Genomic DNA, 21,022 nt, shown 5'->3' on the forward strand with positions numbered 1-21,022 from the left:
AAAAAGCTGCCTATTATCAGGCAGCTTTTTTCATCACTTTTTTGTTGGCAGTCTTCCACGCTTTCCATGCATTAGCAAGTAACAGGCCAATTAATAAATAGGCAAGGCCGCCAAAAACTAAGTAATCTACAGCGCTAATCGCCCCCGCAAGCAGTCCAAATTTTATTTGGTCTTTATACTTGGCAGGAGAAGTTGGCGGATCAGTCACCATGAAGAAGGCTAAAAATAAAGCGGAATTGACAAAAGGAGCTCGTAAAGCATCCGCTACATCGCCTACTCCTATTAATGACATAATCGTAAAAATAGCAAAATACACGCCCAAAAAAGCAAATACTTGAGGGAATTTATTTACCTTGCTGGTCACAAGGTACCCCGTCACAAACACGAATACAATGAGCCATACGGGTAGTAAAGATAAGCTTCCCCACCAGCTTTGGCCGTTTGAAAAGACAATAAGTGAAAAGAGAAGACCAAAAGCGGCAGGGTTAAAAATAGGCTTCTTTTTTACTTTTACTAAGTGCTTCGATAAAATCGCAACAGCTACAGTGCAAAATGTGACCCAAGCAGGTGTGGAGGTGCTGAGCACTAAGGCAATAATTAATCCAGTAATAATTCCGCCGTCAGGAAGCTGAATTTTCTTTTTATAGGCAAAAGAAAATCCTAAATCTAAGGCGGCTGCCGAGCATACGGCAAGCAGTAGGTGTCCTAATCCTTGAAAGGCAGAAGAGTTGAATTCACCTAATAAGGTTAAAAGCAGCAGCATAGCCATCACGTATCTTTTTGGTGTTTTAACTAGCTGCGCCCAAGGACTTATTTCTTTTGGTTTGTTTTCATCTACAATAATATAACCTTTTGGTGTACTAATATATTTAACACCGCTTCTTCGTTCAGAACGTGTGGTCATAATTCATTAATTCCTCCATATCTGATGTAAAAAAAGGAGTGAAACTAGAATCGAAGAGTACGCCGCCTATGTCGGCATCATTCAATAAATTTATTCCTTTTTCCGCTCCTAAAATAAAAGCTGACGTAGATAATGCATCGGCCAGCATGGCAGAAGGAGAAATAGCTGTACAACTCAGTAGACTGCTTCCAGTGGATGGAGATAAGGGATTAACCAAATGATGCATGAATGGTTGCGTCTTATTTTTTCTAGCATAATTTCCTGATGTGCAGACAGCCGTATCTGTTACACGTAAAGTCAGTAATGACTGCGTTTGAATTCCAGGGTGCTGAATCCCGACTTTCCATAACTCTCCGTGTTGATTGCGTCCTTTAACTAGGATGTCTCCTCCTGCATTAATCATAAAATGCTGATAAGGAAGGGAGCGGGCAGCCAAATCAATCGCCAACCCTTTGGCGACCGCTCCAAGATCTATAATCATCGGTTTTTGTAAACAAACCGTTTTTTTATGTGTATCCAATACGATATCTTTATAACTTCCAGAATCGACTGCTTCGTCCACTTGTACGGGCTTTCCATATAAGTAGTGTTCGTTAAAACCGCGGTTTTCTAATTGTTTTCCTACCGTTGGGTCAAAGATTCCATTTGTTTCATTTGCTACTAAGACAGCGAAATGAAGGGCTTCAAATAATAGAGGACTAACAGAAACGGGTTCTTTGACATGTCTAATTAGTTTCATAACTTCGCTTTTGGCATCAAATCGACTGCACGTCGTTTCAACGGTTTTAAAAATAGTAAATGCCTTTGAGATGTGGTGAAGGACATTTGCCTCATCTGATTGCGGAGCAATTACTTGAATGGACACGGTTGTTCCCATACATAAGACAGAGCGGCTATACGTTTTTATGGACATCATTCGTTTCTCCTTTATGCATTCATTGCTTGCTGAAGTGCGTCGTCCACGGCATTTTGAAAATCTTCTGTACTAAGCGTTGCTCCGCTCACGACGTCGACATCTGAGCTTTGTCTTTGTGCGACTTGAGACGGAAGGCCCTCAATGTAACTTTCCGAATAGTGAGTATCCGCTTCTGTAATTTCAACGGTATCAATTCGGTCGTTTTTAATGGTCACGGATACGTAGACAGTTCCGATACGGTTGCTTCCTTGGCCAGAATACGTTCCATCTTTGTATTTTGTTTTAGGAGCAGAACTTTCGGCACTCGCTGATGACTGTTTCTTATGAGAGGAAGCAATATCTTCTCCCCAGCTGTCATTGACAATCGTTTGATTGTCTGTCTGATCTGTCGTTTTCTTCTGATGATGAGCAGGTGTGACTTGAACAGCTTGTGCATCAGATAGAGTGTTTATATAACCAGTTGCATAAATACTTCCAATGGCTACGCTGCATGCAGCAATCATCTTCTTTCCCATTTTACTCATGTTTGTTGAACCTCCTGATTTGTACCAGAACTATAGTTTCGATTATTGATGGTTGTCTTTAGCATAAATAAACTTTACAAATAAACTTTTAAAAAAGATTTAAAATCAAGAAAGTTTTTTCAAAAATAAATGGGCCAAAGGAAAAGATGATTCTAAATAATAAAGGTAGGCGATGGAATTTCTTTCACAAGCCTAGCTATTTTGACATACGTAATAATAGTTAATATTTCTGTTTACTATCTAAACGTGCATGATAAAATAGAAAAGATGAATATGTGTTAGGAGGAACATCAGTGAAAATTAAGCTTGGCCTTTTATACGGAGGAAAATCCGCTGAACATAAAGTATCTTTACAAACAGCTCTAGCAGTTTCAAAAGCAATTAACCACGATAAATATGAAGTGCATCCAATTTACATTACAGAAACAGGAAAGTGGATTCGCGGCACACAGCTGACTGGTCCGCTTGAAACAGTTGCTCAATTAGAAATTCAAGATAACGGAACTGCTATTTCACCAGTTTCATTGAATACGGAAATGTTTGCATTAACAGATTCAAAAACAGATGATCAGCTAGATGTTATTTTCCCACTTCTTCATGGTCCAAATGGAGAAGATGGTACGGTACAAGGATTATTAGAATTATTGAATATTCCTTATGTTGGAAACGGTGTATTAGCTTCAGCAGCTGGTATGGATAAAGTTGTAATGAAGCAGCTGTTTGCACAGGCAGGTCTGCCTCAAGTAGAGTACGTATCATTTATCCGCCGCGAGTGGGAAGCAGATCGAACGGCTGCTTATGAAAAAGTAGAAACACTTGGATACCCTTGCTTTGTTAAACCAGCAAACTTAGGTTCAAGCGTTGGGATTAGCAAATGTGATAACCGCGAAGAGTTAGAAGCGGCATTTGTTGAAGCTTTCTTATTCGATCGGAAAATCATTGTAGAAGCAGCAGCAGTTGGTCGTGAAGTTGAAATTGGTGTGTTAGGGAATGATGAAGCAGCTTGTTCAGTAGTTGGAGAAATCTTACCTAAAAAAGCGTTTTACGATTACAAAGCCAAATATGAAGACGGCGATACAGGTCTTATTATTCCAGCTGAAATTACAGAAGAACAGCATCAAGAAATGTCAGCACTAGCAATCAAAGCATTTAAAGCAATTGATGGATCTGGCCTTGTACGTGCAGATTTCTTCTTAACATCAGAAGGTAAATTCATTATTAATGAAGTGAATACGATGCCTGGTTTTACACCTTTCAGTATGTTCCCGTTATTGTGGAAACACGCAGGTGTTGAATATCCAGATTTAATTGAAAAACTTGTATCACTAGCAATTGAACGTCATACCGAAAAGCAGCAAATTAAACACACAATGTAACTCACACAACACTATTCATCATGAATAGTGTTTCTGTGTTTAGTTTCAATTAATGTTATCCATAGTTTACTTTATATCGAGAGGAGCAAACCAACAATGATTAAACGTACGCTTAAACAGCTAGCTACAATGATTCCAGGAAGTGTATTTCATAGCGGGAACGAAGCAGCTGTAATTGAGGGAGTCTCAATTGATACGAGAACCATTCAGCAAGGTAATTTATATATCCCAATCAAAGGGGAACGTTTTAACGGGCATACATTTGTTCATAAAGCAATTGAAAACGGAGCGGTCGCTACACTGTGGAACAAAGATGAAGAAAATCCACCGACAGACATTAGTGTTATTTTAGTCGATGATACGCTAGTAGCTCTTCAGCAATTAGCGAAATCTTATCGTCACGAGTTAGATATTAAAGTAGTGGGCATTACAGGAAGTAACGGAAAAACAACGGCAAAAGACATGGTGAAAGCTGTGCTCGATACAACTTACCGTGTGCTGAAAACAGATGGAAACTTTAATAATCACATTGGCATGCCGCTTACTATTTTGCGTTTAGATGAAACTCATGATATTGCAGTTTTAGAAATGGGCATGAGCAGCCGAGGGGAAATTGAGTTTCTTTCTAATTTAGCGGAGCCTGATGTGGCCATTATTACAAATATCGGAGAATCGCACCTTCAAGACTTAGGAAGCCGTGATGGAATTGCGGAGGCAAAATTAGAAATTACAAGCGGCTTAGCGCCAACAGGTCAGCTTGTCTATAATGGTGATGAGCCACTTTTAACGTCGCGCGTTGTTAATCCAGTATTTGAAACGGTGACATTTGGCAGCTCAGAACAAAACGATTTGTATCCAAGTGCTATTTCAGCTGAAGAGTTAGGCACAACATTCACTGTTTCACGTGAAACAACATGTTCATTCTTTATCCCGGTATTAGGTAAACATAATGTTCACAATGCGCTTTCTGCTATTGCGGTAGGTCATTATTTTGGACTAGACAATGAAACAATCGCTAAGGGATTAAAAGAATTAAAGCTAACCAATATGCGTATGGAGCTCGTGAAAAGAACAGATGGCCTGACCTTCATTAATGACGCATATAATGCAAGCCCAACGTCCGTTAAAGCTGCTATCACGTTGATGCATGATTTAGAAGGCTATAAGCAAAAAATTCTTGTTCTCGGCGATATGCTTGAATTAGGTGATCAGGAAAAAGAGTTCCACAAAGAAGTGGGAGAGTTTATTCAAGCAGAAAAAATTGATTATGTTCTAACATACGGCCCCTTATCTGTTGAAATTGAGCAAGGAGCAAAAAATAATTTTGCAGAAGATAAGGTAATGCACTTTGAGGAGAAAGATGAGCTTGTTAAAAAATTAACAGCGATTACAACAAGAGAAGATGTGGTTTTAGTGAAAGCATCTCGAGGGATGAAGCTTGAGGAAGTTATCTCAAAAATGATGCATAAATTACCGTGATATTAAAAAGAGTATAAGTAAGCTCTATTGCAAACGGAAAGCCATAGTGTTATGATGTAGTCTGAGTGTCTTGAGGCGCTTATACTCTAAACGTTGAATTTATTGAAGTAGTCGTTTAGAGCATTTTCCGTTTCCTCGGAGAATGCTTTTTTTTGTAAAATATAGATAGTCTAAATATAAAAGGAGTTTGAAAAACTTGGCATTATTTCAAGATTTAGGATTAAGTCAACAGCTTAATAAAGCTGTGAGTAAAATGGGTTTTGAAGAAGCAACACCAATTCAATCAGAAACTATCCCATTAGCACTAGAAGGTCACGATTTGATCGGACAAGCACAAACAGGAACAGGGAAAACAGCGGCATTTGGTATTCCTCTTATTGAAAAAGTTGATGTAAACGTAGATGCAATTCAAGGGTTAATTATTGCTCCTACTCGTGAACTTGCTGTACAGGTATCTGAAGAACTTTACAAAATTGGTCAAACAAAGCGCGTACGCGTGCTATCAATTTACGGTGGTCAAGATATCAGTCGTCAAATTCGTGCATTGAAAAAGTACCCTCATATCATCGTAGGGACACCAGGGCGTATGCTAGATCATATTAATCGTCGTACACTTCGTCTACAAGATGTTCATACAGTTATTTTAGATGAAGCAGATGAAATGTTAAACATGGGATTCATCGAAGACATTGAAAAAATCTTATCAAACGTACCTGAGAACCACCAAACACTTTTATTCTCAGCAACAATGCCTACTCCAATCCGTCGCATTGCTGAAAAATTCATGAACGAACCAAAAGTGGTAAAAGTAAAAGCAAAAGAAGTAACGATGCCAAACATTACGCAGTATTATTTAGAAGTACAAGAAAAGCGTAAATTTGATATCCTTACTCGTCTTTTAGATATGCAATCACCTGAATTAGCTATCATCTTTGGTCGTACAAAGCGCCGTGTTGATGAGCTATCAGAAGCATTAAATATGCGTGGTTATTCTGCACAAGGTATCCACGGTGACTTGACGCAATCGAAACGTCTATCTGTACTACGTCAATTTAAAGAAGGTTCTATTGATGTATTAGTTGCGACGGACGTAGCTGCACGCGGACTTGATATTTCTGGTGTTACTCATGTATACAACTTTGATATCCCTCAAGATCCAGAGAGCTATGTACACCGTATCGGACGTACAGGACGTGCTGGTAAAATGGGTGCTGCTATGACATTTGTAACGCCAAGAGAAACTGGACAGTTACACAATATTGAGCGTACAACAAAACGTAAAATGGAGCGTCTTACTCCTCCAACGCTTGATGAAGCAATGGAAGGTCAACAGCGTATTGCAGCTGACAAATTAACAGAATCTGTGACACAAGGCAACTTATCTTACTACAAACAGTTGGCAGAAGAGTTACTTGAAGAGCACGATTCAGTTTCATTAGTGGCAGCAGCAATCAAATTATTTACAAAAGAACCAAATGAATCACCAATTCAATTAACTGCTGAACCACCGGTAATTGCAAAAGGTGATAAAAACAAACGTGGAAATGGCGGAGGTCGTTCACGTTCTAACTCTAAAAACTACTCACAGCAAAATCGTCGTGGAAACTCAAAGCGTTTTGGTGACAAGCGTCGCGGTGGAAGCAACGGCAGTGATAATAGAAATCGTAAAGATTCTCGCAGCAAAGCGTAAAATAAAAACGAGCCTTAACAGGCTCGTTTTTTTATGTGTTAATTGCTATTTTATTGGTGCACACTATGAGTAAAATAAAATGGGGTGTTCACTGATGTCGACCATTGTTCGGTTAGGTTATGTGGCGATGAGCGTTCATTTGGAAAATAGTTCTCCTTCTCAAACAATGACTTTTGCACAATTTCAGCGTGTGAAAGACCATGAAGCGGCCATTCGCAAGCTCGAACGTATTGCAATATCCAACTTAGAAAACTGCTTACGGTTATTAAAACATAATGCGTGGAGTGAAATTGAGTTTTTTCGATTCAGTTCTAAGTTAATTCCATTAGCTAACCATGAGGCGCTAAAAGATTGGAACTACATAGCTCCTTTAAAGGATGCTCTTCAGCGTATTTCTGTATTTTTGAAGGAACATCCAATGCGAGTAGATTTTCACCCGGATCATTTTGTTGTTTTAAACTCAACGGATAAAGAGGTTTTTAAGCATTCTATCCAAACTCTTCGCATGCATCAAAAGTTGCTAAAAGGAATGGACATTCCGCTTAAAAATCGCTGTGTTTTACATGTTGGAGGGGCTTATAATGATAAAGAAAAAGCACTGGAGCAGTTTATTCATAATTGGGGGCTTGTACCTCAATCCCTTCAGCAAATGATTATGTTAGAAAACGACGATACAACCTTTCATATAAAGGACGTCTTGTATTTATGTGAAAAACTAAATGTCCCAATCATTTTTGATCTTCATCATCATCAGGCAAACAATGATGAAACTTCATGGCAAGAGCATTGGGACCGTATCATTAGAACGTGGGAACAGGAAACGCTTCCTCTAAAAATGCATATATCTAGTCCTAAAAGTGATAAAGAATTTAGAGCCCATGCAGATTATATCGATGTCAATGGGTTTTACAGCTTTTTAAAAGAAGTAAATGGAACGATACCGCAAATTGATTGCATGATTGAAGCTAAGAAAAAAGATGAAGCGCTCTTTCAGTTAGTAAGAGACTTGAAGTCTTATAAAGATGTGGAATTTATTAACTCATCCACTTTTTATATTAAATCTTAAAGCAGGCCTCATATCTGTGGCTTGTTTTTCTGTTTGAACGCGAGAAAAGCGAGAAGAAATCCAGCAATACCTCCAATGAAATGAGCTGTGTTGTTGGTTCCTGGCGTTAGCAGACCTGAAAGTAATCCAATAATTAAAAAGACGACAATGATTTGCTGGTTACTTTGAGAAAGCATATGCTTTTGTTTTATTACAAGGTAGAGGTAAAACCCAAGCAGCCCGAAAATGGCACCGGATGCACCCACATGGCTGTAAAAAGAAGATTGGATTAAAAATGTAACGATATTTCCAAGCAATCCACACGTAAGGTAGAATAGAAGAAACTTATAAGAAGAAAGAATACGCTCAGCACCTGGCCCTAACAAGAACAATGAAAATGAGTTAAAAAGAAGGTGTGAAAAGCTTAGATGCAAAAAGATAGGTGTGAAAAGTCGCCAGTAGTCTCCTTGAGAAATTAAGCTATTCACACCAATAAGCTGATGTATAAAAGATTCTGCAAGGTGTGAGGGAAGAGCGGCAAGTAACCATAGCGCAATGTGGATGCAGATAAGCGTGAAGGTAACAGGGTAAAAACGTTTAAATTCAGCTGCATTTTCTGTGCGTACGAACATATTTGTCACTCCTTTTTATAAAGGCATTTTTATATACTATTCTGTAAGAGAGGATTAAATGAAAATGATTATAGGAACTGGAATTGATATTACAGAGTTAGAGCGGATTGAAAAAATGGTGCAGCGTCAAAGTGCTTTTGTTACTCGGATTTTAACAAAAAATGAAAGAGAACGCTATGAAAAGCTATCAAGCCGACGTAAGGTCGAATTTTTAGCAGGAAGATTTGCTGTGAAGGAAGCATATTCGAAAGCTCTTGGAACAGGAATAGGAAAAGATTTCAGCTTCCAAGATATCGAAATTATGAATGATGAAAGAGGAAAACCCCACATTGTTACAAAACAACCACTGGACGCGTCCGTACACGTATCTATTTCCCACAGTGCGCACTATGCGATTGCTCAAGTAATTATTGAACGCTTGTCAAGCTAGTCTGCATATTCACTATTTCTTGTTCATATATTCATAGTGTGGATAGGGGAGACAAGATATGTTCTTGCTTCTCCGTTTAGCTGTGAATATACGAAATAAAGGAGTTGGGGAAATGCATAAAAAATGGATTGGCTTATTTGTTTGCGCCTTTTTTCTCTTAGCCTTATCAGCATGCGGTGAAAAAAGTCAGCAGGATGTAACAGATGCATTGGATGCCAAGGTACAAGAAATGGCGGGGTATAAATCAGATGCTAAGATGACATTGAATACAGGGAAAGATGCTCAAGTATACGATGTAGAGATTTGGCATAGTAAGCCTATGTATTATCGAGTGAATTTGAAAAATACAAAGAAAGATCAAAGCCAAATGATTTTGCGTAATGATGAAGGGGTTTTTGTTTTAACGCCTGCCTTAAATAAAAGCTTTCGTTTTCAAAGTGACTGGCCGCAAAATAGCAGCCAAGCTTATTTGTATGAATCCCTTGTCCAAGATATTGTGAAGGATGAAAAGGCAAGTTTTAAATCAACGGATAAGCATTATATTTTTGAAACAAAAACCAACTATCAAAATAGCACGATGCTTCCTAAACAAGAAATTACGCTGAACAAAAGTGATTTAGCGCCTGTTTCTGTTAAAATTATGGATACGGATAATAAAGTGTTAATAAAAGTTGATTTCTCTAAGGTGAAATTCGATTCTAAGTTTGATAAAGGGGCTTTTGATACAAAAAGAAACATGACAAGTGCAAAGATTGACGTTCCGACATTAGCTCAGCAGAAATCATTTAGCGTCCTTTATCCTAAGGATGTTCCAAAAGGTACAAAGCTGTCCAAGGAAAAGAAAATTGAGACGGAAAATGGCGAGAGAGTCGTTTTAATGTACAAAGGAGAAAAGCCGTTTACGCTTGTACAAGAAAAAGCGCAAGTAGCTAAAACAGCAACATCTACAGTTACTGCCGGAGAGCCATTTGATTTAGGTTTTACTGTGGGAGCTTTAACGGATAAAAGTCTATCTTGGACATATAATGGAGTAGACTTTATGCTGGCTTCTGATCAGCTAACACCAGATGAATTGAGTACAGTTGCTAGATCTGTGCAAAGTCAGATGGGAAAATAAGAGAAGCTTACAAGCCTGCATATATGTAGGCTTGTTCTTGCTTAATTTGAATAAAGATCGAGATGAAGTTTGGCTATAGATGTATTATACTAACAGAGGAAAGTACGTTTAGAATGGTTCTGAAAAAAGGAAGTGTCGTAGTAATGGATGCATTTTATAGAGAAACATGGGCAGAAATTGATGTAGAAGCCATTTTTCAAAATGTGAATCATGTAAGAGAACTGATACCGGGGCATAAAACGTTAATGGCCGTAGTGAAGGCGAATGCGTACGGGCATGGAGATAAAGAAGTAGCAGAGATTGCGCTTCAAGCTGGTGCTGATATGCTAGCTGTAGCTTTTTTGGATGAAGCTATTGCTCTTCGGAAAAAAGGGATAAAGGAATCCATTTTAGTATTAGGCGCCGTGCCTACCCTACACATTCAAACTGCATTGGAGTGGGATGTAACGGTCACTGCTTATAGCAAAGCTTGGATTGAAGAAGCGGCGTCCATTCTAGATGAAAACAGTCAGCTGCATATGCATTTAAAAATAGATACAGGCATGGGTCGCTTGGGAGTTAGAACAAAAGAAGAATTACACGAAACGATGAAGATCATCGCTTCTCATTCGGGATTCGTGCTGGATGGAGTGTTTACACACTTTGCAACAGCAGACGAGCTAAACTCGTCTTATTTTGAAGAACAATACACATTCTTTGAAGAAATGGTTCGAATTGTGAAAGAGTATAATTTTACACCTCCGATGATTCACTGTGCAAATAGCGCAGCCTTGCTTCGTCGTCCGAAAGATATCTTTAATGGCGTACGCTTAGGTATCTCTATGTATGGTTTGAGTCCTTCTGAGGAATTAAAAGAAGTCTTGCCAATTCCGTTAAAACAAGCTTTTTCGCTGCACAGCCGTATTGTGCATGTTAAAAAAGTCAAAAAAGGGAGTCATATCAGTTACGGAGCTACTTATGAAGCTAAAGAAGATGAATGGATTGCTACTATTCCAGTAGGATACGCAGACGGCTGGATTCGTAAATTAAGCAATTTTGAAGTATTAGTAGATGGAGTTAAAGTGCCAATTGTTGGTAGAATCTGCATGGATCAATTGATGATTAAATTACCTAAAATGTATAAAATGGGTACAAAAGTAACATTTATTGGAAAACAAAAAGGTGCTGAAATTACAATTGATGAAGTAGCGAAGCATCTTGAAACAATTAATTATGAAATCCCTTGCATGGTTGCAGCAAGGGTTCCGAGGGTTTATACAAGAGATTCGCAGCATATTGATGTTAATAATTATATCTTGCGCTGAATATACATCTTCCTGAGTCAACATAAAAAGTCTGCGAACAAAAGACAATAAAATAATAACTTCCATGCATAAAAGAGGGTATCAATTGACGATAATAGTGTAGAAATTGACAGAATTAACTTTCCATTAAAGCTAATCAATGTTATGATAAGGAAAGATGAGACTATTGGTGTGTGTATTGATGTTGGAGGTGTATGTTTGTGTCTGAAGCGAGCGCAACTACAGAAATCCTAGTAAGATTACCGAAAAATTTAGTATCGGAGCTCGATCTTATGGTTAAACAAGAAAATGGCAACCGAAGTGATTTTATTCACCAAGCAACAAAATTGTACCTTCGTGAGCGAAAAAAACGCCATATTCGCGAATCAATGAGACGTGGATATATGGAGATGGCAAAGATAAACTTAAATATTGCTTCCGAGGCTTTTCTAGCAGAGTATGAAGCTGATCATACTGTGGATCGTTTAGTAAGCGGGGGGTAATGACTTGGTAGTCAAACGTGGCGACGTTTATTTTGCTGACCTATCTCCTGTTGTTGGCTCAGAACAAGGAGGCGTTCGCCCTGTACTTGTCATTCAAAATGATATAGGCAATCGTTTTAGCCCAACTGTTATTGTAGCTGCGATCACTGCTCAAATTCAAAAGGCAAAGTTACCTACGCATGTTGAAATTGATGCAAAGCGCTATGGATTTGAGCGAGATTCAGTTATTTTACTAGAACAAATTCGTACTATTGATAAACAGAGGCTAACAGACAAGATTACCCATTTAGATGATGAAATGATGGACAGAGTGGATGAAGCCTTGCAAATCAGTGTAGGACTTATCGACTTTTAGAATTATACTTCCATTTATACTAAGTTGCTCCTTTATGAGCAACTTTTTTAATTTGACTAGGAATAATCAGTAAACGTATATTGTAATAAGAAACGTTTTAAAAATGATAATATATATATAGATATAAATGAGTGTATTGACTCACAAGGAGGACCTCATGAATCAAGATTTATTCAATTATATACAAAATCATAAATCAGAAATTTTTGATCGATGGCTAGTGTTAATGAATGATGTGGAAACAGAGCGGATTAAAAATATTGTATCCGAGCAAGTGTACGTAAATGTAAGCTCTGATTTTGTAAATTTACTTTTGGCAAAAGCATTCCGTGATCAGGAAAATTTTGCAGAGGAACTAGAGGAAGTAGTAGGACGAGTCGTGAGTTTAGGATGGCCTCTTGCTTATTTGACACAGGGTGTACGTAACTTGGGTCACGTAGTGGTTGAAGGGTATGTAAACAGTGAACATGTGAAGGCTGACCAAACTCATTCTGAATTATTCTATCGGTTTGATAAGTGGTTAAGCCCTATTTATAACAAAATAGTAGAACAATACTCCAACTCGTGGGAAAATACAGTTATGTTGCAAAAAGTTGCACTTCAAGAATTGTCTGCTCCATTAATACCGGTATTTGATAAAATTACAGTAATGCCGCTTGTGGGAACAATTGACACTGATCGTGCGAAGAAAATTATGGAAAATTTATTGCAAGGTGTCGTAAAGCACCGATCAGAGGTCGTATTAATAGATATTACCGGAGTACCAGTAGTGGATACGATGGTTGCCCATCATATCATTCAAGCTGCTGAAGCCGTACGTTTGGTTGGAGCCAAGTGTTTGTTAGTAGGAATTCGTCCGGAAATTGCTCAGACTATTGTGAACTTAGGTATTAACTTAAACGAAATTATTACGAAAAACTCATTAAAAAAAGGCGTAGAGTTTGCGTTAGAAATGACTGAGCGGAAAATAGTTGATATAGAATCGGAGGAATAAACGTGAGAATACCCATTTTGAAATTGTACGACTATTTATTGGTATCCATTCAATGGGAGCTGGATGATCAAACGGCTATTCAATTCCAAGAAGATTTGCTAAGTAAAATTCATCAAACTGGAGCAAAAGGAGTGGTAATCGATTTAACTTCAATTGATATGATCGATTCATTCATCGCAAAAGTGTTAGGTGACGTGGTTAGCATGTCTAATTTGATGGGGGCTAGAGTAGTATTAACAGGTATCCAGCCTGCAGTAGCTATTACACTTGTTGAGTTAGGGATTGGCCTAAATGATGTTCTTACTGCACTCGATTTAGAAAAAGGTCTTGAGAAACTCCAATCGGAATTGGGGGATTAGTATATGGAATTCCAATCCAGCGTAAAAATCGTAACAGAATGGGACATCGTAGCGGCACGCCAATTAGGTAGAAATGTGTCGAAAGAGCTAGGGTTTGGAACAGTTGACCAAGCTCGTATTACAACCGCCATTTCTGAATTAGCTCGTAATATTTACCTATATGCGGGTAAGGGTCAAATCTATATTGAGAAATTAAATCGTGGAGGAAAAAACGGTCTTCTTGTCGTAGCAACAGATGAAGGGCCAGGTATCCCCGACGTTCGCAAAGTAATGGAGGATGGATACTCAACATCGGGTGGACTAGGAGCTGGGCTTCCTGGGGTAAAACGATTGATGGATGAGTTTGACATCGAAACAAATGTCGGAGAAGGTACTGAGATTAAAGCAGTTAAGTGGCTCCGGTAGGAGGAAATAGATAATGTCTTTTGATAAAGAGATGAGAGATTTATACAAAGATATTTTGGGGAACTATATCCAAACACAAAATGAACAAATTTTGTATCAAGGACAAAAACTAAGTAGAAAATCTTTAGAGAATGAAATATCGCCAGAAGATATTGTGAGCATTCATAAAGAAGTGATTGAAGAAATTTATTCTGATATTCCAGAAAAAGTGCTGCATTCTCTGGACTTTTTACTTGAGGTAATGATTAGCTACGGTCTTGCTCTTCGTGAGCATCAAACATTAAAAAATAAGCAGCGGGAACTTCGTTCTGAGATTGAAGTTGCTGCTAACGTCCAGCAGACGCTGTTGGGGACAAAGGTTCCGGCTAGTTCAACTTTAGAAATTGGTGCGATTAGCGTACCGGCTAAACAGATGAACGGAGATTATTTTCACTTTGTAGAAGAAGAGCACGGTGGGTTAAGTATTGCCATTGCCGATGTGATCGGAAAAGGAATTCCAGCTGCAATGTGTATGTCTATGATCAAATATGCAATGGACAGCTTACCGGACTCAAGAAAAAATCCAAGTTATGTATTAGAGAACTTGAATAATATTGTAGAGCGAAACGTAGATCCAAGTATGTTTATTACGATGTTCTACGGAAGCTATAATCCCGAGACAAACTTATTTGATTATGCTTCTGCAGGGCATGAGCCAGGTTTTTATTATGATGCAAAAGCTGATTCATTTGAAGATTTGGAGGCAAAAGGACTCGTGCTAGGAGTCGATCGCCATGTGAAATATCTTCAGTACGAGCAGCAGCTTTCAAAAGGCGATATGATTGTTCTGTTAACAGATGGCGTAACAGAATGCAGAACTGAAGAAGGATTTATTGAAAGATTGGACATCATAAAATTAATTCGAAAATACATGCATTTGTCTCCTCAAGAAATTGTAGAATCTGTATATAAAGAGCTGGAAAAATTACAGCATTTTCAATTGAGGGATGACTTTACATTGATTATTTTGAAGAGTTTAGTTTAAGTATTCTAAAAAAGGGTACAGAAAAGATAGCACAAAATTAGAGGGGGTCTACTAATACGATGAATTTAAAAATAGATATACAAAAGGACGGTCAAGCATATCGTATTAAGCTGGCTGGAGAGATTGACGCATATACAGCACCTAAGCTAAAAGAAAAATTCATGGAAATTACTGAACATACTGAACCGGAAATTATAGTCGATTTAACCGATGTATCATACATGGATAGTACAGGACTAGGTGTATTTATTGCATTGTTAAAAGCCAATAAGAAAAATAACGGCTCTTTGAAATTTGTTGGTGTATCAGAGCGCATCAAGCGCTTATTTGATATTACGGGCCTCACAGACATTTTAAACGTGAATTCACAAGTAGAAGGTGGCGTAAAATGAAACAGCCTTATGACTTTGTTGAGATGAAGATTCCTGCTAAGCCAGACTACGTAGCGATTATTCGACTGACGCTGTCTGGTGTAGCGAACCGGATGGGTTTTTCTTATGATGAAATTGAAGATATGAAAATTGCTGTGAGTGAGGCATGTACGAATGCCGTGCAGCATGCTTACAAGAATGAAGAAAATGGTGAAGTGAGAGTAGGTTTTGGTTTATTTGATGACCGTTTAGAAATCATGGTGGTCGATAAAGGTGAAAGTTTTAATTTTGAAGAGCTTAAGGAACATATAGGACCTTATGAAACATCAAAAGAAGTTGAATTTCTTCCTGAAGGTGGACTAGGTTTATATTTAATTGAAACACTAATGGACGAAGTGAAAATGGTCAATTCAAAAGGTGTAACGCTAATGATGACTAAGTATGTGCAAAGAGAGCAGGTGGAGAGTGATGAAAACACAGTCTCAACCTATGAAATTAACTAAAGAACAGGTTCAGGAACGAATTGAGCGCTTTCAAAAAACGCAGGATGAAGAAGCACAAAGTGATCTAGTAGTACATTACAAGAACCTTGTTGAATCTATTGCACGTCGTTATTCAAAAGGCAGAAGCTTACATGAAGATATTGTGCAGGTAGGGATGCTAGGACTGTTAGGAGCTATTAGAAGGTATGATGCTTCATTTGGAAGAAGCTTTGAATCGTTTGCTGTTCCTACAATCATTGGAGAGATTAAGCGATTTTTACGCGATAAAACGTGGAGTGTTCACGTACCGCGCCGCATCAAAGAATTAGGTCCTAAAATTAAAGCAGCTGTCGAAGAGCTAACAACCCGTTTACAGCGATCTCCTCAAGTGAAAGAAATTGCTGATCATATCGGAGTGACAGAGGAAGAAATTTTAGAAACGATGGAGATGGGGCAAAGTTATCAAGCGTTGTCTGTTGATCATTCCATTGAAGCAGACTCTGATGGAAGTACTGTTACAATCCTTGATTTAGTAGGTGAACAAGAGTCGGGTTATGAGAAAACTGATCAGCGCTTAGTGTTAGAAAAGATTCTTCATGTATTAAGCGATAGAGAAAAAGAAGTGATTCGCTATACATTTATTGAAAATCTGAGTCAAAAAGATGCCGGTGAGAAGTTAGGGATTTCTCAAATGCATGTATCTCGACTGCAAAGAAGAGCTCTTGATAAGCTAAGGACTGCAGCTCGCTCAGATTCTAACGATTCGGAGTATATGTCGTGATGACAGTAGACCCTAATACAAAGTTGATTCAAACTCATATATACCAAGAGCCAAAGCAAGGGAACGTATGTTGTGGAGATAGTTACTATGTCAAAGAAACGGATGACTATTTTCTATGTGCAGTGGCAGATGGATTAGGAAGCGGTGAACAAGCTAGAGCCGCTTCTGTAGCTGTTACGGATGTAGCGAAAGCTCATCATCATCTAGATGTGGATGAAATCATTTCTAAGTGCAACAAAGCTACTCGACATACAAGAGGCGCGGCAGTAGCTATTTTGAAAATTGATAAAAAACATAACGAATTTCATTATACAAATGTAGGCAATATCCGCTTTTATCTGTATTCTCCGGAGGGGAAATTAACGTACCCTCTGCCAATTCAAGGTTTTTTATCAGGGAAAATTCAAAAGTTCCGCACACAAACCTTCCCATATGACTCCGGTTCTAAATTTTTGATTCATACAGATGGCTTAGAATTAAAAGAGATTAAATCTGTTTTTGCTAACTCGATGAATGTAGATCAATTGTCGACACGGCTACAGGCAGCAATTCGATCTCATAATGACGATATTACGTATATCGCTGGTCATCTTCCAACTGCATAGCCTTTCTTTTTAGCTCACATGTGTTATTGCATGTGAGTTTTGTTACAATAGAGACAAAGTTTCATTTAGGTAGGAGGATAAGCTGTGTCTGTTGCAACGAAATTAGATAATCAAATTGTTCAACGTGTAAGTAAAGAGGTGGAGATTTCACAAAAGCAAGTACAAAACGTAATTGCTTTAGTAGAAGACGGTAATACAGTTCCCTTTATTGCTCGATATAGAAAAGAACAAACTGGTGCTTTGGATGAAGTCCAAATCCGGAATATTTTAGATTCCTGGAACTACTTAATGAATTTAGAGGAGCGTAAAGAGGAAGTTCTTCGATTAATTGAAGAGCAAGGGAAATTAACTGAGGAACTGGCTGCTCAAATTCATCAAGCGAAGAAATTGCAGCAAGTAGAAGATTTATACCGCCCTTTTAAGCAAAAACGACGTACAAAAGCAACTGTAGCAAAAGAAAAAGGTCTTGAACCATTAGCAGATTGGCTACTAAGTTTTCCACGTTCTGACGTAAAGAATGAAGCGCAAACATACATAAATGAAGAAGCGGGAGTTCAATCTTCTGACGAAGCTATTCAGGGAGCCCTAGACATTGTAGCGGAACAAATTTCTGACGAAGCATCTTACCGTCAATGGATTCGTACGACCACTGTAAAAGATGGCATAATTGTTACTTCAGTCAAAGATCCGGAAAAAGATGAAAAAAATATCTATGAAATGTACTACGAATATACAGAAGCGGTAAAGCGAATCGTTCCTCATCGTATCTTAGCTATGAATAGAGGAGAAAAAGACGGTATTTTAAAAGTGAGTATTGATGCGCCTACAGATCGTATTCTTTCATATTTACATAAACAAGTAATCAAAAAAAGGGATTCTTCAGCTGAAAGTTATATCATCTCAGCTATAGAAGATGCTTATAAACGCTTAATAGAACCATCTATTGAACGCGAAATCCGTAAAGAGCTATCAGAAAAAGCGGAAGAAAGAGCCATTCACATCTTTTCTGAAAACTTACGAAAACTTCTTCTCCAGCCTCCATTGAAAGGGAAAGTGGTATTAGGAGTAGATCCAGCTTTTCGAACAGGCTGCAAATTAGCTGTAGTAGATGAAACAGGCAAGGTATTAAAAATTGATGTTATTTATCCACATCCTCCTGTGAGAAAAGCAGCTGAAGCGCAAAATAAATTAAAGAAAATGTTCGCTGAATACCCTATTGAAGTAGTAGCCATTGGAAACGGAACGGCATCTCGCGAAACGGAGCAATTTGTAGCGGATGTTCTTAAAGAAATTGAAAACCCAGTTTATTATTTGATTGTGAATGAAGCGGGAGCAAGCGTATATTCGGCTTCTGATGTTGCTAGAGAGGAATTTCCTGATTTTCAAGTAGAAGAGCGAAGCGCTGTATCGATTGCCAGAAGGCTGCAAGATCCGCTGGCTGAACTTGTGAAAATCGATCCTAAGTCGGTAGGAGTAGGGCAGTATCAGCATGATGTGTCTCAAAAGCAATTAAATGATTCACTGACTTTTATTGTAGAGACAGTAGTAAATCAGGTAGGAGTAAATGCAAACACGGCTTCTGCTTCGCTTCTACAATACGTTGCTGGTCTAAATAAGACAGTTGCTCAAAACATTGTAAAATATCGGGATGAAAACGGAAAATTCTCTAACCGAAAACAGTTGAAGAAAATTCCGCGTCTAGGCGCTAAAACGTATGAGCAGTGTATTGGGTTTTTACGTATTATAGAAGGTGAAGAACCTTTAGACAGAACGGGTATCCATCCTGAAACGTATGGAGACGTTAAAAAGCTTTTAAAGAAGGCGGAAGTGAAAGAGACTGAGCTTGGAACGGAGAAAGTAAAAGAAGCATTAAAACATATTTCTTTACCTGAAATATCAGAAGAACTAAGTATAGGGGAGCTTACTTTAAAAGACATTATAGAAGCGCTCGTAAGACCGGAAAGAGATCCTCGTGATGAACTGCCAAAACCTTTGCTCCGTCAGGATATTTTGAAGTTAGAGGATCTTGCCAAAGGTATTCAGCTTGAAGGTACGGTGCGAAACGTCGTAGACTTCGGAGCGTTCATCGATATAGGAGTTAAGCAAGATGGTCTAGTCCATATTTCTAAATTAACGAATCGGTACGTTAAGCACCCCCTCGATGTCGTTTCAGTAGGAGATTTGGTGAATGTGTGGGTAGAAGACGTAGATATGAAAAAAGGAAGAGTCGCACTGACGATGATTCCGCCTCATCAATAATAAAATTGCCTTTTCAGAAAATCTGAAAAGGCAATTTTATTTGTAAAAAGAAGTGATTTAAGAAGCGGAATTATTTTTTTGATAAAAAAACCAACATTGATTGAGCAATTTTATTTGTGCACGGTCTTTTTCAGAATAAGCGCGCCTCATTTGTTTTTGTAGCCACATTGGCATAAGGACAATCACTCCTTTTCATTTATGATAAGGTGAATAGTGAGTATGTAATGAAGTGTATGCCCAAAGAGCTAGTCAGGTGATTTCATACAGTAGAGGAGTATATAAGATGAATGATAAGGATTTACAAATACTTGTAGAAGAAATTTCATTGAAGCTGTTTCACAAACCATTTCGTCATGAAGCCACTTTTAATTCTCGTTTACGTACGACAGGTGGAAGGTATTTATTACGTACATCTAATATAGAAGTAAACTACAAATACTTTGAACAATATGGCAGACAAGAAATAGTAGAAATTATTAAACATGAGCTCTGTCACTATCATTTGCATATTGAGGGGAAAGGGTATAAGCATGGAGATCAAGACTTTAAAAGGCTAATGAAAGAAGTAGGCGCCCCCCGCTTTTGTCAGGCATTGAAAAAAGAAAGTGATGGAAAGAAAAAAGAGCACATATATGTATGTATGCAGTGTGATCAAAAATATGTTCGAAAAAGAAAAGTGAACACGGTTAAATATGTTTGTGGAAAGTGTAAAGGTAAATTAAAAAAAATGTAGAAGATGCTTGACTAAAATAGATTGATTATGATAAATTAATAAAGCCGTCTCAAATAAACGGCAAAGAAATTACAAAAACTTATTGACATTACATATAATGTCGATTACAATGTAAGAAGTCTGATGAATATTATTCCACAGTAGCTCAGTGGTAGAGCTATCGGCTGTTAACCGATCGGTCGTAGGTTCGAGTCCTACCTGTGGAGCCATATGGAGAAGTACTCAAGTGGCTGAAGAGGCGCCCCTGCTAAGGGTGTAGGTCGTGTAAGCGGCGCGAGGGTTCAAATCCCTCCTTCTCCGCCATTTTATAATGGCCCGTTGGTCAAGCGGTTAAGACACCGCCCTTTCACGGCGGTAACACGGGTTCGAATCCCGTACGGGTCACCATTGATTTTTATTTACATATTCTGTGGAGGATTAGCTCAGCTGGGAGAGCACCTGCCTTACAAGCAGGGGGTCGGCGGTTCGATCCCGTCATCCTCCACCATTTGACTGTTTTATACATAATTTTGGATGGTCCCGTGGTGTAGCGGTTAACATGCCTGCCTGTCACGCAGGAGATCGCGGGTTCGATTCCCGTCGGGACCGCCATTTAAATTATTGGGCTATCGCCAAGCGGTAAGGCAACGGATTTTGATTCCGTCATGCGTTGGTTCGAATCCAGCTAGCCCAGCCATAAAGAGCCATTAGCTCAGTTGGTAGAGCATCTGACTTTTAATCAGAGGGTCGAAGGTTCGAGTCCTTCATGGCTCATT

General features: G+C 38.5%; 24 protein-coding genes and 7 tRNA genes. 26 read left to right on the forward strand and 5 right to left on the reverse strand.

From position 1 onward, the window contains the following. Nucleotides 1-16 precede the first annotated feature (16 nt). From MKY06_RS01075 to MKY06_RS01085, 3 genes are read right to left on the reverse strand one after another with little or no spacing between them, the layout of a single operon-like run. Entirely contained in the window at nt 17-904 is an 888-nt protein-coding gene (locus MKY06_RS01075; protein ID WP_013054993.1) for an RnfABCDGE type electron transport complex subunit D, read from the reverse strand. Beyond that, entirely contained in the window at nt 888-1,817 is a 930-nt protein-coding gene (locus MKY06_RS01080; RefSeq protein WP_240530862.1) for an FAD:protein FMN transferase, read from the reverse strand. The genes MKY06_RS01075 and MKY06_RS01080 overlap by 17 nt, the downstream gene beginning before the upstream one ends. A 14-nt stretch (nt 1,818-1,831) precedes the next feature. Continuing rightward, on the reverse strand, nt 1,832-2,344 hold the full coding sequence (locus tag MKY06_RS01085) for an FMN-binding protein (protein WP_098287606.1): 513 nt from the start codon (nt 2,342-2,344) through the stop codon (nt 1,832-1,834). A 293-nt stretch (nt 2,345-2,637) separates the two neighbouring features. Here MKY06_RS01085 and MKY06_RS01090 point away from each other — a divergent pair, with 293 nt between their 5' ends. The 4 genes from MKY06_RS01090 to uvsE all read left to right on the forward strand — a co-directional run bounded on the left by MKY06_RS01090 (nt 2,638) and on the right by uvsE (nt 7,955). Continuing rightward, complete coding sequence (locus MKY06_RS01090; protein ID WP_013054995.1) at nt 2,638-3,720, forward strand: D-alanine--D-alanine ligase; 1,083 nt, start codon at nt 2,638-2,640, stop codon at nt 3,718-3,720. A 96-nt stretch (nt 3,721-3,816) separates the two neighbouring features. Continuing rightward, nucleotides 3,817-5,199, forward strand: a complete 1,383-nt coding sequence (locus MKY06_RS01095; protein ID WP_078081416.1) for a UDP-N-acetylmuramoyl-tripeptide--D-alanyl-D-alanine ligase — start codon at nt 3,817-3,819, stop codon at nt 5,197-5,199. Nucleotides 5,200-5,452: 253 nt separating this feature from the next. Continuing rightward, entirely contained in the window at nt 5,453-6,889 is a 1,437-nt protein-coding gene (locus tag MKY06_RS01100; protein WP_223269054.1) for a DEAD/DEAH box helicase, read from the forward strand. 94 nt (nt 6,890-6,983) lie between these two features. Further along, nucleotides 6,984-7,955 carry a UV DNA damage repair endonuclease UvsE gene (uvsE, locus tag MKY06_RS01105; protein ID WP_289910427.1) on the forward strand — a complete coding sequence of 324 codons (972 nt, stop codon included), beginning with the start codon at nt 6,984-6,986 and terminating at the stop codon, nt 7,953-7,955. Nucleotides 7,956-7,963: 8 nt separating this feature from the next. Here uvsE and MKY06_RS01110 read toward each other — a convergent pair whose 3' ends face one another. Next, entirely contained in the window at nt 7,964-8,566 is a 603-nt protein-coding gene (locus MKY06_RS01110) for a rhomboid family intramembrane serine protease (protein WP_098399758.1), read from the reverse strand. Between the two features lie 64 nt (nt 8,567-8,630). Between MKY06_RS01110 and acpS the strand changes: the two genes are divergently transcribed. The 14 genes from acpS to MKY06_RS01180 all read left to right on the forward strand — a co-directional run bounded on the left by acpS (nt 8,631) and on the right by MKY06_RS01180 (nt 19,534). Next, nucleotides 8,631-8,996 carry a holo-ACP synthase gene (gene acpS, locus MKY06_RS01115; protein WP_029325479.1) on the forward strand — a complete coding sequence of 122 codons (366 nt, stop codon included), beginning with the start codon at nt 8,631-8,633 and terminating at the stop codon, nt 8,994-8,996. 58 nt (nt 8,997-9,054) lie between these two features. Then, nucleotides 9,055-10,113, forward strand: a complete 1,059-nt coding sequence (locus MKY06_RS01120; protein WP_013055001.1) for a LolA family protein — start codon at nt 9,055-9,057, stop codon at nt 10,111-10,113. Nucleotides 10,114-10,256: 143 nt separating this feature from the next. Continuing rightward, nucleotides 10,257-11,417 (forward strand): alanine racemase, encoded by a 1,161-nt coding sequence (alr, locus tag MKY06_RS01125; protein WP_407728263.1) that lies wholly within the window; start codon nt 10,257-10,259, stop codon nt 11,415-11,417. Nucleotides 11,418-11,617: 200 nt separating this feature from the next. Beyond that, entirely contained in the window at nt 11,618-11,899 is a 282-nt protein-coding gene (locus MKY06_RS01130) for a CopG family ribbon-helix-helix protein (protein ID WP_013055003.1), read from the forward strand. 4 nt (nt 11,900-11,903) lie between these two features. Beyond that, complete coding sequence (gene ndoA / locus MKY06_RS01135) at nt 11,904-12,254, forward strand: type II toxin-antitoxin system endoribonuclease NdoA (protein WP_013055004.1); 351 nt, start codon at nt 11,904-11,906, stop codon at nt 12,252-12,254. A gap of 157 nt (nt 12,255-12,411) precedes the next feature. Next, nucleotides 12,412-13,248 carry an RsbT co-antagonist protein RsbRA gene (locus tag MKY06_RS01140; protein ID WP_013055005.1) on the forward strand — a complete coding sequence of 279 codons (837 nt, stop codon included), beginning with the start codon at nt 12,412-12,414 and terminating at the stop codon, nt 13,246-13,248. 2 nt (nt 13,249-13,250) lie between these two features. Next, nucleotides 13,251-13,607, forward strand: coding sequence for an STAS domain-containing protein (locus MKY06_RS01145; protein WP_013055006.1), 357 nt, complete (start codon nt 13,251-13,253; stop codon nt 13,605-13,607). 3 nt (nt 13,608-13,610) lie between these two features. Beyond that, a complete protein-coding gene (locus MKY06_RS01150) occupies nt 13,611-14,012 on the forward strand; it encodes an anti-sigma regulatory factor (RefSeq protein ID WP_013055007.1) in 402 nt (133 codons plus the stop codon). A gap of 13 nt (nt 14,013-14,025) precedes the next feature. Continuing rightward, the gene (locus tag MKY06_RS01155; protein WP_013055008.1) at nt 14,026-15,036 is read left to right on the forward strand and encodes a PP2C family protein-serine/threonine phosphatase; all 1,011 of its coding nucleotides are present in this window, start codon (nt 14,026-14,028) and stop codon (nt 15,034-15,036) included. A 59-nt stretch (nt 15,037-15,095) separates the two neighbouring features. Further along, on the forward strand, nt 15,096-15,428 hold the full coding sequence (locus tag MKY06_RS01160) for an anti-sigma factor antagonist (RefSeq protein ID WP_013055009.1): 333 nt from the start codon (nt 15,096-15,098) through the stop codon (nt 15,426-15,428). Then, nucleotides 15,425-15,910: an anti-sigma B factor RsbW gene (gene rsbW, locus MKY06_RS01165; RefSeq protein WP_013055010.1), complete on the forward strand. Its 486-nt coding sequence runs from the start codon at nt 15,425-15,427 to the stop codon at nt 15,908-15,910. Before MKY06_RS01160 ends, rsbW begins: the two co-directional genes overlap by 4 nt. Further along, a complete protein-coding gene (sigB, locus tag MKY06_RS01170; protein ID WP_013055011.1) occupies nt 15,876-16,670 on the forward strand; it encodes an RNA polymerase sigma factor SigB in 795 nt (264 codons plus the stop codon). Before rsbW ends, sigB begins: the two co-directional genes overlap by 35 nt. Next, nucleotides 16,670-17,275 (forward strand): PP2C family serine/threonine-protein phosphatase, encoded by a 606-nt coding sequence (locus tag MKY06_RS01175; RefSeq protein ID WP_013081423.1) that lies wholly within the window; start codon nt 16,670-16,672, stop codon nt 17,273-17,275. The genes sigB and MKY06_RS01175 overlap by 1 nt, the downstream gene beginning before the upstream one ends. A gap of 84 nt (nt 17,276-17,359) precedes the next feature. Then, nucleotides 17,360-19,534 (forward strand): Tex family protein, encoded by a 2,175-nt coding sequence (locus MKY06_RS01180; protein WP_098450028.1) that lies wholly within the window; start codon nt 17,360-17,362, stop codon nt 19,532-19,534. 57 nt (nt 19,535-19,591) lie between these two features. Here the strand turns inward: MKY06_RS01180 and cmpA are convergent, their stop codons facing one another. After that, nucleotides 19,592-19,708 (reverse strand): cortex morphogenetic protein CmpA, encoded by a 117-nt coding sequence (gene cmpA / locus MKY06_RS01185; protein WP_013055014.1) that lies wholly within the window; start codon nt 19,706-19,708, stop codon nt 19,592-19,594. A gap of 109 nt (nt 19,709-19,817) precedes the next feature. Here cmpA and MKY06_RS01190 point away from each other — a divergent pair, with 109 nt between their 5' ends. The 8 genes from MKY06_RS01190 to MKY06_RS01225 all read left to right on the forward strand — a co-directional run bounded on the left by MKY06_RS01190 (nt 19,818) and on the right by MKY06_RS01225 (nt 21,020). Next, the gene (locus MKY06_RS01190) at nt 19,818-20,267 is read left to right on the forward strand and encodes a SprT family protein (RefSeq protein WP_013055015.1); all 450 of its coding nucleotides are present in this window, start codon (nt 19,818-19,820) and stop codon (nt 20,265-20,267) included. A 134-nt stretch (nt 20,268-20,401) separates the two neighbouring features. Then, a tRNA-Asn gene (locus MKY06_RS01195) sits at nt 20,402-20,476 on the forward strand. 3 nt (nt 20,477-20,479) lie between these two features. Next, nucleotides 20,480-20,570 (forward strand) — tRNA-Ser (locus MKY06_RS01200). Nucleotides 20,571-20,579: 9 nt separating this feature from the next. Next, nucleotides 20,580-20,654: transfer RNA gene (locus MKY06_RS01205), tRNA-Glu, on the forward strand. A 24-nt stretch (nt 20,655-20,678) separates the two neighbouring features. Then, a tRNA-Val gene (locus MKY06_RS01210) sits at nt 20,679-20,754 on the forward strand. A gap of 28 nt (nt 20,755-20,782) precedes the next feature. Then, nucleotides 20,783-20,858: transfer RNA gene (locus MKY06_RS01215), tRNA-Asp, on the forward strand. 10 nt (nt 20,859-20,868) lie between these two features. Continuing rightward, a tRNA-Gln gene (locus MKY06_RS01220) sits at nt 20,869-20,943 on the forward strand. Between the two features lie 4 nt (nt 20,944-20,947). Then, nucleotides 20,948-21,020: transfer RNA gene (locus tag MKY06_RS01225), tRNA-Lys, on the forward strand. The last annotated feature ends 2 nt before the right edge of the window (nt 21,021-21,022 follow it).

Origin of the sequence: Priestia sp. FSL P4-0332 (assembly GCF_038005845.1) — a bacterium.
In the GTDB taxonomy this organism is placed as follows: Bacteria; Bacillota; Bacilli; order Bacillales; family Bacillaceae_H; genus Priestia.

Bases quoted from the DNA above. Each gene is read 5' to 3' on its own strand.
- MKY06_RS01140 (WP_013055005.1), top strand. From the start codon at position 12,412: ATGAATCAAGATTTATTCAATTATATACAAAATCATAAATCAGAAATT.
- alr (WP_407728263.1), top strand. From the start codon at position 10,257: ATGGATGCATTTTATAGAGAAACATGGGCAGAAATTGATGTAGAAGCC.
- MKY06_RS01085 (WP_098287606.1), bottom strand. From the start codon at position 2,344: ATGAGTAAAATGGGAAAGAAGATGATTGCTGCATGCAGCGTAGCCATT.
- MKY06_RS01095 (WP_078081416.1), top strand. From the start codon at position 3,817: ATGATTAAACGTACGCTTAAACAGCTAGCTACAATGATTCCAGGAAGT.
- MKY06_RS01080 (WP_240530862.1), bottom strand. From the start codon at position 1,817: ATGTCCATAAAAACGTATAGCCGCTCTGTCTTATGTATGGGAACAACC.
- acpS (WP_029325479.1), top strand. From the start codon at position 8,631: ATGATTATAGGAACTGGAATTGATATTACAGAGTTAGAGCGGATTGAA.
- MKY06_RS01190 (WP_013055015.1), top strand. From the start codon at position 19,818: ATGAATGATAAGGATTTACAAATACTTGTAGAAGAAATTTCATTGAAG.
- MKY06_RS01155 (WP_013055008.1), top strand. From the start codon at position 14,026: ATGTCTTTTGATAAAGAGATGAGAGATTTATACAAAGATATTTTGGGG.
- MKY06_RS01075 (WP_013054993.1), bottom strand. From the start codon at position 904: ATGACCACACGTTCTGAACGAAGAAGCGGTGTTAAATATATTAGTACA.
- MKY06_RS01120 (WP_013055001.1), top strand. From the start codon at position 9,055: ATGTTCTTGCTTCTCCGTTTAGCTGTGAATATACGAAATAAAGGAGTT.
- MKY06_RS01150 (WP_013055007.1), top strand. From the start codon at position 13,611: ATGGAATTCCAATCCAGCGTAAAAATCGTAACAGAATGGGACATCGTA.
- uvsE (WP_289910427.1), top strand. From the start codon at position 6,984: ATGTCGACCATTGTTCGGTTAGGTTATGTGGCGATGAGCGTTCATTTG.
- MKY06_RS01110 (WP_098399758.1), bottom strand. From the start codon at position 8,566: ATGTTCGTACGCACAGAAAATGCAGCTGAATTTAAACGTTTTTACCCT.
- sigB (WP_013055011.1), top strand. From the start codon at position 15,876: ATGAAAACACAGTCTCAACCTATGAAATTAACTAAAGAACAGGTTCAG.
- rsbW (WP_013055010.1), top strand. From the start codon at position 15,425: ATGAAACAGCCTTATGACTTTGTTGAGATGAAGATTCCTGCTAAGCCA.
- MKY06_RS01160 (WP_013055009.1), top strand. From the start codon at position 15,096: ATGAATTTAAAAATAGATATACAAAAGGACGGTCAAGCATATCGTATT.
- MKY06_RS01175 (WP_013081423.1), top strand. From the start codon at position 16,670: ATGACAGTAGACCCTAATACAAAGTTGATTCAAACTCATATATACCAA.
- cmpA (WP_013055014.1), bottom strand. From the start codon at position 19,708: ATGCCAATGTGGCTACAAAAACAAATGAGGCGCGCTTATTCTGAAAAA.
- MKY06_RS01100 (WP_223269054.1), top strand. From the start codon at position 5,453: ATGGGTTTTGAAGAAGCAACACCAATTCAATCAGAAACTATCCCATTA.